We start from the raw sequence: 12,544 nt of genomic DNA, 5'->3' as shown, positions 1-12,544 counted from the left end.
CGAGCCCATAAGCAGAGAATCCCTGACCGCTGCACATCGAAGCGAGTTGCTGGAATGGCTAGCTGAAACAGCTCACGAAGTAATCGTTTTGAGAGAGCGGCAACGTGAAGTTTGGCTCGGGGCTGCGGCAACGGCTCACAATCCACTTTTCAGTGAGATGCGAGTGATTCGCTCTACACTCTTTCGCGGGGTGTTTGATCATATCTCTGATTCCGATAAAGACGTAGCAGAGGCCGCACTGCTTGCCGCTGTCCACCTCCTGGATGCTCCAGAACTCGCATGCCATATTGGGAGCGTAGCACCCCATGTGCGGAGCTTATTGGCAGTCAGTTCTAAGCGGTCTTACCGAGATGCGGCGATATCGCGGCTCGCAGTCTGGGGGGGATATTAGGTCACTAAAGGATGCGGCGGGGTCAATGGAGGAGAAAGGTGACTCCTGGAATGATTTTGGAACTCAGAAAGAGGCTCTCTTGATGAGCCGCCATTCTAGTTTTGGCGAGCGCTGGGAGAACGCAGCGATCATCGGGCTGGCACGGGAGGCTGTGCTGCTAGCTGGAATGAGGCCGCATGTCTAGCAGGTTCGCCTCAGGTGTTCGGGTGAAAGCCAGGAAGCGCTTGAGACGGGCGATGATCGCGACTTTCAGACGCGCGTAGGGGCGACCAAGGACGAGGTGAGGGCTCTCTTGCTCAGCCTGCCGGATCTGCCTCTCAACGGCAGGAGTCAGCCGCTGTGATGTGCTCCCCACAGCAGGTGCTGGTCCCCGCCAGGTGGATGGGTGCTGCGAAGGTTGGCGACTCGTCCAGAGGCGTTGCCGGCGCGGCTTTGGCGAATCTGCCTCGGCAGTACGTTTCTGGGCGCCGGCTGGACAGTCGTCGTCAGCCCGCTGTCGACCGCTGCCGATCTTGGGTGCGGCCGGTTGTGAGCGCGTGGTCGAGACGGTCGTGGGTCGCGGGGGAGCCGAGCCGGTAGAGGCGCCGGCCTGACAGGTGTCACCGGGGCGCGGGGGCTGGGGCGGCGGGGGTTCGGGTGGCGGTGAGGATCTGGGCTGCGGCGTTGTCGGCGCCGGCGAGGAGGGGGGAGGGGACGCCGGGGGTGGCGCCGATGGCGGAGCCGGGTTGGACGGCCTCGGCGGGGATGCCGAGCACGATGACGGCCGGGTCCGGTGTGCCGTCGGCGGTGAGGAGGTGGAAGTCGTCCGGGGTGACGTCCAGCGTGCCGGTGGACACGGCGGGGCCGCGGTCGCTGGGGCGTGCGTGGAGCCGGGCCCGGCCGGTGCTCAGCAGGGCGCCGAGCAGCGGGTCGTCGGTGTCGGTGACGATCCCCTTCGACATGCGGGTCTCGACGAACGCCCGGGCGCGGACCGGCTGGTCGCGCGCGACGGCGGAGCGGCCGACGAAGGCGCCGTCCTCCACCGTCACCGCGGTGTCCTCCCCGAGGAGTTCCAGCACGCCGGCGTCGATCAGCGCCAGGACTTCGGCGGTCCGGCGCGGCGGTGGGCCGGAGGCCAGGGCGAGACCCAGCCGGGTGAACCAGCCGTCGACGTCGTGAACCACGGACGCCCCGTCCAGCGCCCCCGCGGTCGCCAGGCGCCGGACCGGGCCGCGCAGTGCGGCCATGGCGCGGTTGACGGTGTTGCGGGGTGACGTCAACGGGTTGCGCATGGAGTCGAGTTCGGCGTCGATGTGGTGGCGGACCGCTTGGTGCCAGCTCGCTGTGTCCACCGGGCCAGGGTGGTACGGGCGGTCCAGGCGGCTGACGGAGAGTGCCCACCGGCTGGGGTCCGGCGTGACGGTGGCAGCCGGAGCGCCGGGGTGGCCGGTGGTGGTGGCTGTCGCCCGTCCGGCAGCGCCCGGGGACGGCCGGGCCGGTGCGAGGGCGTCGGTGATCACCGTGTCGATCGCTGCGTCGTCGGAGGCGCCGCGCAGCGCGGCCAGCAGGTCGTCGGCCCCGACCGCCGGGCGGAGCGCCTCGGGGTGGTGGGCGAGCAGGGTGGAGAGGTGGGCCCAGGCGAACTCCCGCGCCAGCTGCGGCCACACGTCGCGTCGGAAGTCCTGCCCGCGGCCGGCGGCGCGCTCGGCGAACCACGCGGGTGTGGCGAGCGCCGGCTCGTACCGGGGCGGGAACCCGTCCGGGTAGTCGGCCTTGGCCCGGTAGGGCAGGCCGCGGCGTGATCCGGCGACCAGCCGGGGCTCACGGCCGCTCGGCAGGTACCGCAGCCGTGCGGGACGGTCCCGGTCCCCGGCGGGGGTGAACCGGCCGCCGCGGCCCTCCGTGAGCAGCGCGACGACGTCGAAGAAGTTGGCCCCGAGCCCCGCCACCAGCACGGTCTCGTCGGCGGGGACCCGCGCCCAGCCGCGTTCGGCGGGCATGCCGGGCTCGACGTACACCAGGTCGTGGTCGGCCGCCGCGCGCACGAAGGCGGCGACGCGCGGGGAGCGCTTCGACTGGACCATGCCCTGGGCGAGGACGACGCGGCGGCCGGTGTAGCTGCGGCCGTCCGTGAGGTGGACGGTACGGCCGTCGGGTGCCGGGGAGAGGTCGGTGACGCTGCCGAGGACCCGGGTCACGGTGACGCGGCCGGTGGCCTCCGCGCGGGCCAACTGCTCACGGTAGTAGACGCCTTGGAGCCGCCTGGTCGGGAACGACCAGGGCCGCAGCTCGCTCGCCTCCTGCGCCACCCACGCCGGGCGGTCCGGCGGTGGTTCGCTGTCGCGCGCCCAGGCGATGAGGTCGGGGCCGGGGACGACCGGTCCGGACATGCGGGTCGAGGCGTCGGCGTGGATGGTGGTGTGGGCGCTGTAGGTGTTGTTGAGCAGCAGCGGGGACTGGTCGGTGCGCCAGGTGGCCCCGGCGCCGACCTCCACCGCGTCGATGACGGCGATGCGGACGGGCGGTGCGGCGTCGGCCCGGCGGGCGGCCAGGCGTTCGACGACGGCGACGGCCCGGGGCCCGCCGCCGACGAGGACGGCGTCGTAGACCGGGCCGGAATCGGACGGGGGTTGCGGAGCCGGCGGGGTGGGGGTCGGCGCGTCGGTGGCGGACGCAGCGGGCGCACCGGGAGCCGCGGCGGCCGGGGTGGTCATCGGGCGGCCACCGCCGTCCGGGCGCCGGCTGCGGCGGGGGCGCCGATGACGCCCGGCGCCGGTTCCAGTGCGGACGGCCGCACCTCGACACCGTTCTCACCGTGGTTGACCAGCACGTCGAGGCCGTAGACGCGGCTGAGGACGGCCGGGTCGTACGCCTCGGCGGGCGGCCCGTCGGCGACGATCCGGCCGCCGTCGAGCAGCACGATCTGGTCGCAGAAGTGCGCCGCGTGGTTGAGGTCGTGGATCGCGATGAGTGCGGTGACGCCCTCCTCGCGGGTCACCGACCGCACGATCTGCAGCGTCTCGATCTGGTACCGCAGGTCGAGGGCGGAGGTCGGTTCGTCGAGCAGCAGCACCCGGGGTTGTTGCGCCAACGCCCGGGCGATGAGGACGCGTTGCGCCTGTCCGCCGGAGAGCTGGGAGAGCGGCCGGTCGCGGAGGCCGGTGAGGCCGAGCCGGTCGACGGCGTCGTCCACCACCTCGCGGTCGTGGCGGGTGGGCCGCAGCCCGATGTGCGGGGTGCGGCCGAGCAGCACCGCTTCGCGCACCGTCTGTTCGAACGGTGCGGCGCCCGACTGCGGCACGTAGGCGACGACGCGGGCGTGGTCGCGCCGCGGTGCGGCGAGCAGGTCCTGCCCGGCGAAGGCGACGGTGCCGTCGGCGGGCTTGAGCACCCGCGCGATGATTTTGGTGAGGGTGGACTTGCCGGAGCCGTTGGGGCCGAGCAGCGCGCAGAAGCCGCCCTCGGCGACGCTGAGATCGACCCCTTGCAGAACGGTGTTGCGCCGGTACGCGAACCGGACCGACGCCATGTCGAGGCTCACTGGGCGGCCCTCCGGGTCAGGATGAGGTTGATGAAGATCGGCGCGCCGATGAAGGCGACGACGATGCCGACCGGGATCACCGAGGGTGCCAGGATCGTCCGGCCGATGGTGTCGGCGACGACCAGCAGCAGTCCGCCGGTGAGGAACGAGAACGGCAGCAGGTAGCGGTGGTCGGCGCCGATGGCCAGCCGGGCGATGTGCGGGCCGACGAGCCCGACGAAGCCGATGACCCCGCAGAACGACACCACGACCGCCGCCAGGACGACGGAGACGATGATGAGGCCGACGCGGACGGTGGTGACGTTGACGCCGAGGCTCTTCGCCGCGTCGTCCCCGGCGAAGGCGATGGCGTTGAGGTCCCGGGCGAACCAGAGCAGCAGCGGCAGCGCCAGGACGGCGCACGCGCCGACGACCATGACGTCGTTCCAGTTGGCGTCGTTGACCGAGCCGAAGGTCCACCGCACGATCGCCTGGAGGGTGTTCTCGTCCGCCACGAACTGCAGCGCGGCGGTCATCGCCTCGAAGAGCTGGGTGAGGGCGATGCCGAGCAGCAGCAGGGTCGCCGCCGACATGGCCTTGGCCGAGGCCAGGCCGAGCACCACGGCGGAGACGGCGAGGGCGGCGCCGAGCGCGCTGCCGATGACGAGCCAGGAGCCGGAGCCGGCGGAGCCGCCGGTCAGCAGGATGGCCAGCGCCGCGCCGAAGGCGGCCGCCGGGGAGACGCCCAGGGTGAACGGGCTGACCAGCGGGTTCCGCAGCAGCCCCTGCATGACGACACCGGCCAGCGACAGGGCGGCGCCGGCGGCGAAGGCGAGCAGCACCCGGGGCAGCCGCAGGTTGGTGATGATCGAGTAGGTCTGGGCGAAGTCCGCGGGGAGCGTGCCGCCGAGGACGGCGAGGCGGATCGACCGCCAGACGTCGAGGAACCCGGCGTTGCTGGTTCCCGCGGTGACGCACCAGGCGGTGACGAGGACGGCGACGGCGGTGCCGGTCCACAGCACGGCGGTGCGGCCCGCCCACGCGGCGCGGGGGCGCGCGGCGGGCAGGTCGTCCGTGGGGCGGTCGGCGGCGGGGCGGTCGCCGTCCCCGCCTCCCCCGGGCCCGGTGGGGGCCCCGGGGGAGGCGGGGTCGACGGCGGTCTGCGTGGGTGCCCCCGCGCGGGGGGAGCCGACGGTGTCGGCGGAGTCGAGCGGGGTGGCCATGGTGTGGTCAGCCCACCTTCTGGATGTAGGCGTCGGAGCCGGGGAAGTCCGCGCCCTGGAAGTCCACGGCCCAGCGGGTCAGGTAGTCGCCGGGGTCGACGTCGGAGAACTCCTCGGGGTGCAGCCAGGTCGCCAGGTACAGCGCGCCCAGCGCCTTCGACAGGCCGCTGGTGGCCCAGCCGTTGGAGACGTACACCCGGTCGTCGGCGACGGCGGAGACACCGTTCCACCCGGCGCGGCCGGTGAGTTCGTCGGCGAGGGTGTCGAACCGGTCCTGGCCGGTGGGTTCGGCCGACGGCCCGAACTCGTGGACCACGACCTCGGGGTCGCGTTCCAGGATCGCGGCCGGGTCGACCGTGGTCTCGGCCTGCTGGTCGCCGCTGATGTCGAGGTCGCCGAAGACGTTCTCGCCGCCGGCGGCGACGATGATCTGGTCGAACCCGGAGCCGGGCAGCCCGGTGAGGTAGGGCTCCTCCGTCTCCCAGTAGACGCGGACCGGCTCGGTGTCGGCGACGCGTTCGCTGACGAGGTCGAAGATCTCGTCGTAGAACCCGGAGACCTGGGCGGCGCCCTCCGGTTCGGCGAAGACCTCGCCCAGCAGGTCGACGGTCTCGTGGAAGACGTCGAAGTCCCAGGCGGTGGCGACGACGACGGGGATGTCGAAGGACTCCAGCTGCTTCGCGGCCTCCTGCCAGGCCCCGTTGCGGGGAATGATGAAGACGTCGGGGTCGAGCGCGACGACCGACTCGTAGTTGATCTCCTGGAGGTTCTCGCTGACGATCTCGTCGTCGCCGATGCCCAGGTAGGGCAGCCGGGAGGCGGAGACGCGGTCGTAGCCGACGACGCGGTCGCCGGCGCCGATGGCCTGCGCGAACTCGTTGCCGTAGCTGTTGAGGACGACCGCCCGCTCGGCGGGGCCGTCCAGCTCGACGGTGCGGCCGGCGTCGTCCACGACGGTGAGCGTGCCGTCGCCGGTCGCCGCGGTGTCCGAGGAGGTGGTGTCCGAGCCGCCGTCCCCGGTGTCCTCGGGGGTGACGGTGCCGCAGCCCGCGACGCCGAGCACGACGGCGGTGGCGGCGGCGAACGCGTAGGCGCGGGGCAGGCGGTGTCTCATCACGGTTCCGTTTCTCGGGGTGCTGCTGGGGTCGGAGGGGTGTGGGGTGGTGGTGCCGGTGGTGCGCGAGGGGCAGGTGGGGTCCGGCGCCCGGCCCGGGGCAGGGCGCCGGACGGCGACGGCGGTCGGGGCGCCGGTCGGGTGGGTCGGTCAGGGCGCGGTGGGGGCGGTGCCGGGCCAGAAGGGGTCGCCGAGGCTGAGCATCAGCCGGTTCGCCCAGGAGAAGAACGCGACGGCGGCGACCAGGTCGGTCAGTTCGGCATCGCTCAGCCCCTCGGCCCGCAGCCGGTCCACCTGGGCGGTGGTCGCGGTGACGGGGGTGGTGGCGAGCGCCGCGGAGAACTCGACGATCGCCGCCCAGCGGCTGTCCTGGCCGGCGGCGAGCGGAGCCGTCGCCACCGGCAGCCAGTCCGCGTCCCGGTCGAGGGTGACGGCGAGGAGCCGGTCGACGTCCTCGGGCCGCTTGGACAGCTGCGCCGACTTCCGTGCGTGCACCGAGGCGCAGTAGACGCAGTCGGTGACCTTGCTGGTGGCCGCCGCCGCCAACTCCCGTTCGGCGCGCGGCAGTCCCTCGCGCGTCGCGAAGATCGCGGCGTCCAGCACGGTGCGCGCCTTCAGCACGGCCGGCAGTCGGCTCAGCAGCCGGAAGTACTCGCCGTTGGTCTTCCCGAGGAAGGCGTCCTCCTGCTCGGGGGTGAGCTCCTCCACCGGGACCGGCGGCAACCACGCGGTCCAGGAGAGCAGTTCGCGGGTGTACTCCACCGGGCGGTCGCCGCCGTTGGCGGCGGTGCGGGAGGTGCTCTTGGTGCGCCCGTGCCCGACGGTGGGGCGGGCCGGTGCCGGTTCGGCGGTGGGCGCGTCGCCCTGGAGGAGGCGCAGCCCCTGGACGGCGCGGGACTGGAAGGCGGTGAACGCGGCGACCTGCGAGAGGGTGACCACCGCGTCGGTGGACCAGCCGGCCTCGACCAGCCGGTACAGGTCCTCGCGGCCGGCGAGGGCGGGGGAGACCGTGATCAGCTCGACGTGCTCGACGGCGGCGCGCAGCGCCCGGTCACCCGGCAGCTCCTCACCCAGCAGCCGCTCGTCGGCGCCGTGTTCGACGTGGTGGCGGACGAGGGCCTCCGCGCCGTGGCGGCGCGCGGCGAGGGCGGCCAGGCCGCGGCGGGTGGCCTCGGTGACGGGGGCCTCGCCGAGGAACAGGGCGTCGCCGGCGGCCTGGGCGCGCTCGATGACGGCGGGCTTGGTGGCGCGGGCCTCCGCGACGGCCTCGCCGAGGCCGGCCAGCCGGCCGATGTCGTCGGCGGTCGCGGCCGCGGCTGCGGTCGCCGGCTCGGTCGGCGTCGGATGGGTGGGCGCTGCGGCAGCGGCCGGGGCGATGTCGGGTGTGGTGCTCATGCGTTCCGCCTCGTCGGTGTGGGCACGGTATGGCCGAGGCGGAGGGCAGGCGGGCACAACTCACCCCGGGTGGGGGCGACTTCTCACGAAGAGCACGCTTGCCGCTTCACCGCGGCCCGGTCGTGTCTCCCGGGGGCACCCCAACCGTGCAGGAGGGTTGCCGGCCAGCTAGCCGGGTCTTCGCGCTGGCACTCTTGACCTGGCCGTCAAGCTAGCCGACGGGGAACACCGAACGAAAGCCTGTGTCCGTCATTCGGGACGATCAGTCTCGTTCAATGAGACACGTGCCAGTGCGGGTGATGTCGCACGCTTCTGAGCTGCGGAAACGTGCGGCGACGTGATGCAGGCGACATAGCGGTACTCGCCAACAGTTTCCGTGCGGCGACCCGGCGTCCACCGGGTCGCCACACGAGCCGCTACGGCGCCGGTGCGGACGACCCGTCCCAACCGCCAGCGAAGATCGCCAGTTCCAGCAGGTCAGGCTCGGACGGCCAGCCGATGTCCTCGGCGACCAGCACCTCGGTCCCCCGTCGCAGCCATGCCAGGAAGACGCCGTACCGATGGGACGTCCACCCGCTGTCTCGCCAGACGAACGCCGCGGTGGACGCGGCGTCGGCGACCACGGCCGCCTCACCCACGGCCGTGGCGTGCTCCCGGGCCGCCGCCGCCAGCACGTTGTCCAGGATCAGCGGCCGCTCCGGCGCCTCGACGGCCGCGCCCGCGAAGTACAGGAACTTGGTGAAGAACGCCGCCCCGTAGTGCCGCACCGGTTCCAACACCTCGTAGGCGTCCGCCACGTCCCCCGTTCGCAGCGAGGCGACGGCCTTCTCCAACGCCTCGCCCACACCGGGCTGCGCCAGAACCCGCTCCGTTCGGAACCGCCCGAACCCCGTACCGCCGTAGCCCCAGACGTGCGCGGCGACCAGCGCCGCGCGCCAGTCGCCGTGGGACGCCGCCTCCCGGGCGACGGCCACCACCTCCGCGCGGCTGACCTCGCGCCGCCCCGCCTCGCCGCGGTCACCGAGCGCCCCAGGCCAGGGCTCGACCCTGGTCCAGGCGCCGGGCCGGTAGGAGACCGCGTGCGCGCCCACCCCCGCGGCGTACCGACCGCCGCGGTCGGGGTCGAGGAACCACCCGGTCAGCGATGCGACGCCGTGGGGCGAGATCGGCTGCCCCAGCATCACCTCGTCGAGCCGGTCCGCGTCACTCTGATCGAAACCCACGCCAACTCCCGACTGTTCAACGGTGAGGTGCCGATGGTGGCACGCTCCACGGTGACAGGGCGGGAGTTCGCGGCGGTCGGCGGTCGGCGGTGGTGCGGCGGGTCACCGCCCCGCCGCCCCCGACCGCCCCGGCGCGGCCACCCGCCCCCGTCACCCCGACTCGGCCCCGGTCCGCAGCGCCACCGCGGCGTGGTGGTCGCCGGGCACGGCCACCGCAGCGACCGTCCACCCCGGCAGCGGGGCCGGGACCGGGCCGCTGCCCACGTAGTGACCGGCCGGGTTCTCGGCGAGGCCGGTGCCGATGCCCTTCAGGTACGCCTCCTTCCGCGTCCACACCCGGGCGAAGGCGTGGCGTCGCTCCAGCGGCCCGAGGAAGGCCAGTTCGGCCGCCTCTCTCAGGTGCAGCACCTCGGCGGCCTCCGCCACCGTCCGCGCCCCGGGGAGCGCCTCGATGCCGACGCCCACCGGTGCGGCCGCGAACGCCAGCAGGCTCAACTCCCCGCAGTGCGAGAGCGAGAAGTGCAGCGGCGGGTCGGACGCCACCACCGGTCGGCTGTGCGGCAGGCCGCAACCCGGGCACGGCGCACGGGAGATGGTCACGGCGGCCGGCCCCCGGCCGAGGTAGCCGGACAGTAGCCGCCGCAGCGCCACGTGCGACGCGAGGCAGCCGTCCCGGTCGCCGTGGTGGAGGAACTCCGCGGCACGCTGCCGCTCCTGCGGATCGAGCACGCTCGGCGCCTGGGCGCCGGCGGCCGTCCGGTGCGCGGCGGTGTCGACCTCCTACGACTTCATGCAGGACCTGACTCTGCGTCCGGACCGATGGGTCGCGTGGCGCGACTGGTCCTGTGACAACATCTTCCATACCAAGAGCAACACCGGTGTGGGCAACGGGAGTTACTACGCAAAGGTGAACTCCACCCCCGCAGGCGGAGTGGTCGATGAGCTCGACGTGCGGGTTCGCGCGTCACTTCCTGAGAGGCTCCGAAGATGTCAGCCGTTCTCTCCTGCCGTGGCGTGACCAAGACCTACGGCAGGCGCACCGTGCTGGACGGCGTGTCCCTCAGCGTGGAGGCCGGTCGGGTGACCGGCCTCCTGGGTCTCAACGGAGCCGGGAAAACCACACTGATGCGCATCGCCACGGGGCTGGTCAGCCCGACGTCGGGCACGGTCCGCGTGCTCGGGCACGGGCTGCCGCTCAGCCCCGCAGTCCTGGGTCGCGTCGGGGCCGCTCTCGACGCGCCGGCCTTCTACCGCTGGACGACCGGCCGCGCGATGCTCCGCATCCTGTTGGACACGGCCGGCCTGCGCGACGACGGCAGGCTCCAGCGTTCCCTGGAGCGGGTCGGCCTGGACGACGCCGCCGACCGCCGCGTGGGGACCTACTCCCAAGGACAGCGCCAGCGACTCGCCCTGGCGGCCGCACTGCTCAAATCGCCGGACCTGCTGGTTCTCGACGAGCCGACCAACGGCCTGGACCCGGCGGGGGTCCGACTGGTGCGGTCGATCGTCGCCTCGGAGGCCGCCCGCGGGACGGGTGTCCTCATCTCCAGCCACCAGCTGGACGAGATCGCGCGCCTCTGCGACAACGTCGTCATGATCGCGCGCGGTGTCGTGAGCGCGGCAGGGACCGTCGAGGAGCTGGGTCTCGGGGAGGCCGACGGACCGGAGGGGCTGGAGGAGTGGTTCTTCGGTCATCAGGACGTGGCCGACCGCGCAGCGGGACCGGAGGGCGCCCGGTCGTGAGCACCTGGCTTCGCCTCTTCGGCGCGGAGTTGCGTCGCACCCTGCTCCGACCGCTTCCGGTCGGTCTGCTTCTGCTCATGGCGGTGGGCGCCACCGTGCAGGCCCTGTCCGTACAGGACGTGGCGCACGGCAACCTGGCGCAGGTACGCAGCGGGGCCGATCAACTCACCCCCGCCGGCTGCGCGGCGGATGCGTCGAACCTCCCGGCGGACGCCGGTGTGTCGCCCGACGCCTTCTACCGGGACTGCGTGACCGGCCTGCCGCGCACGGTCGAGATGTACCAGCGGATCGAGGCCGGGTTCCTCGACACCGCACAGCAGTTGGCGCCCGCCCAGCACCCGCTGGGCGCCATCGGGGCGGCGTTCGGCTGGCTCGCGACCGCGCCGGGTCTGCTGGCCGTACTCGTTCTCGCCGCCCACTTCACGGCGGGCGAGTGGTCGCGAGGCACAGCAGTGCCGCTGTTGCTGCACGAACAGCGCCTGTGGCGCCTGCTGTCCGCGAAGGCCGCGGTACTGCTGACGTGGTTCCTCGCCACGGCGGCTGCCATGGCGTTGTCACTGTGGCTGCTCGCGGTGGCCCACACCCGCCGCTCCGCGCCATTGCTCGGCCTGGTCTCCGACAGCGAGGTGCGGGCCTTCGCGGCGCAGCGCGTCGCGGTGGGGTTGCTCGTGATCCTGGTGGCCTCGTTCGCCGCTGTGGCGCTGGCCGCCGCGCTGCGCTCCCCGCTGCGCACGGTGCTGGTGGGCGTCCTGGTCCTGGGCGTGCTGACACTTCCGCTCACCGCCTGGTTCCCGGGCGCGGTGCTCGCCGACGCCCTGCGCCTGCAACCGCACCTCACCGCCTGGGACCACGTCTGGTCCGCGCCGACGGACTCGGCCGTACCTCCGGCTGTACGGGCGCTGCCCTGGCTGCTGGCGCTGGCCGCCGCGGTCTGGCACGGCTGGCGGGTTCGCCCTCGGAGCCTGGTGTGACCGACACACGGACGCCGGCGACGGTGTCGCATCCGGATCGGCGCGCCGCTCGATCTCGGTCGGCATGGCTGAGCGCGGAGCTGCGCACCGCTGCCCTTCCCGCGATCGTCCTGGCAGGCGCCGTCGCGGTGATCGTCTCCGCGCGCGCGGCGCTGCTGCACACGGAGGCGTACGCGCGGGGGACGACAGGCGCCGACGCGAGCCTCGCGTCACTCCACACCGTCACGGGCGCGTTGAACTCCGCTGTTTCGCACCACGCCTCCCTGCTCGGACTGTTCTTCGTGGCGTCGCTCGCCGCCGTCGTGGTGGCCGGTGCTCTCGAGGGCGGCGTCTGGGCGCTGCTGCGACTGCACGAGAACAGGGTCTGGCTGCTCGTGGCACGCAAGCTGGGGGTCGTGACGGCCCTGGCCGCCGGGAGCGTACTGGTCACGGCAGCGACCCTGTGGATCGTGATGCGCATCTGCCGCGCGTCGCGCCCCCTTGCCGCACCGCCGTCATCGGAGGCGCCTGCCGGTGTCGTCATTGAGGCGTCCGGCCCCGGTTGGCACGAGGTCGGATCGACGGCCGCTGCTGCCCTGCTCGTTGTCGCGGTCTTCGCCGCGTCGAGTGCCCTGGCTGCTGCGGTGACCCGTGCGGTCATCCCCGCAGCGGTTCTGGGAGCCGCGCCGTTGACGGTGACACTCCCGCTGGTCACGACCGACCTGCGGTCGTGGACTCCCCACTACTGGCTCGCCCGCTGGATGGAATTCCCGGACGGCGGCCAATGGCAGCTCTACTGGTGGAGTTCGGCCCCCAGCGGCGACGGCACCACGCTCGCGGCGTGCGTCCTCGTTGTCCTCGGAGCGGTCGCCGTCGTCGCGGCCTGGCACGTGCTGCGCGCCGAACGGTCACTGTCGCCCCGGACGTGACGCCGGTGGCGTCGGCTCCTCGGCAGGGGCGGACCGGCGGGCGGGTGACGTGCCGCGGGGGCGAGGGTGCCACGAGG

10 protein-coding genes and 1 riboswitch are annotated in these 12,544 nt (G+C 73.1%); of the genes, 3 read left to right on the top strand and 7 right to left on the bottom strand.

The genetic code is table 11. The annotated features are described in order from the left end of the window. Positions 1-990: 990 nt before the first annotated feature. The 7 genes from HCN52_RS25835 to HCN52_RS26045 all read right to left on the bottom strand — a co-directional run bounded on the left by HCN52_RS25835 (position 991) and on the right by HCN52_RS26045 (position 9,574). Positions 991-3,084: an FAD/NAD(P)-binding protein gene (locus HCN52_RS25835; RefSeq protein WP_168086412.1), complete on the bottom strand. Its 2,094-nt coding sequence runs from the start codon at positions 3,082-3,084 to the stop codon at positions 991-993. Beyond that, a complete protein-coding gene (locus HCN52_RS25830) occupies positions 3,081-3,911 on the bottom strand; it encodes an ABC transporter ATP-binding protein (RefSeq protein ID WP_168086411.1) in 831 nt (276 codons plus the stop codon). The genes HCN52_RS25835 and HCN52_RS25830 overlap by 4 nt, the downstream gene beginning before the upstream one ends. Beyond that, positions 3,908-5,113, bottom strand: a complete 1,206-nt coding sequence (locus HCN52_RS01020; RefSeq protein WP_245174774.1) for a FecCD family ABC transporter permease — start codon at positions 5,111-5,113, stop codon at positions 3,908-3,910. Before HCN52_RS01020 ends, HCN52_RS25830 begins: the two co-directional genes overlap by 4 nt. Positions 5,114-5,120: 7 nt before the next feature. After that, positions 5,121-6,227: an ABC transporter substrate-binding protein gene (locus HCN52_RS01015; protein ID WP_168086410.1), complete on the bottom strand. Its 1,107-nt coding sequence runs from the start codon at positions 6,225-6,227 to the stop codon at positions 5,121-5,123. 150 nt (positions 6,228-6,377) lie between these two features. Continuing rightward, positions 6,378-7,622: a peroxidase-related enzyme gene (locus HCN52_RS01010; RefSeq protein WP_168086409.1), complete on the bottom strand. Its 1,245-nt coding sequence runs from the start codon at positions 7,620-7,622 to the stop codon at positions 6,378-6,380. An 89-nt stretch (positions 7,623-7,711) separates the two neighbouring features. Then, positions 7,712-7,822, bottom strand: a riboswitch (SAM riboswitch). 216 nt (positions 7,823-8,038) lie between these two features. Then, positions 8,039-8,845, bottom strand: coding sequence for an 8-oxoguanine DNA glycosylase OGG fold protein (locus tag HCN52_RS01005; RefSeq protein WP_168086408.1), 807 nt, complete (start codon positions 8,843-8,845; stop codon positions 8,039-8,041). A gap of 150 nt (positions 8,846-8,995) precedes the next feature. Further along, complete coding sequence (locus tag HCN52_RS26045; protein WP_168086407.1) at positions 8,996-9,574, bottom strand: 4'-phosphopantetheinyl transferase family protein; 579 nt, start codon at positions 9,572-9,574, stop codon at positions 8,996-8,998. A 258-nt stretch (positions 9,575-9,832) separates the two neighbouring features. Between HCN52_RS26045 and HCN52_RS00995 the strand changes: the two genes are divergently transcribed. The 3 genes from HCN52_RS00995 to HCN52_RS00985 are packed head-to-tail and all read left to right on the top strand — an operon-like array spanning position 9,833 to position 12,467. Further along, on the top strand, positions 9,833-10,588 hold the full coding sequence (locus HCN52_RS00995; RefSeq protein ID WP_168086406.1) for an ABC transporter ATP-binding protein: 756 nt from the start codon (positions 9,833-9,835) through the stop codon (positions 10,586-10,588). After that, positions 10,585-11,559: a hypothetical protein gene (locus tag HCN52_RS00990; RefSeq protein WP_168086405.1), complete on the top strand. Its 975-nt coding sequence runs from the start codon at positions 10,585-10,587 to the stop codon at positions 11,557-11,559. Before HCN52_RS00995 ends, HCN52_RS00990 begins: the two co-directional genes overlap by 4 nt. Beyond that, complete coding sequence (locus HCN52_RS00985) at positions 11,556-12,467, top strand: hypothetical protein (RefSeq protein ID WP_168086404.1); 912 nt, start codon at positions 11,556-11,558, stop codon at positions 12,465-12,467. Before HCN52_RS00990 ends, HCN52_RS00985 begins: the two co-directional genes overlap by 4 nt. The last annotated feature ends 77 nt before the right edge of the window (positions 12,468-12,544 follow it).

This window comes from Streptomyces bohaiensis (assembly GCF_012033785.1).
In the GTDB taxonomy this organism is placed as follows: domain Bacteria; phylum Actinomycetota; class Actinomycetes; order Streptomycetales; family Streptomycetaceae; genus Streptomyces; species Streptomyces bohaiensis.
Note: the sequence above shows the minus strand (reverse complement) of the source record. Positions and strands in the feature narration are given on the sequence as shown.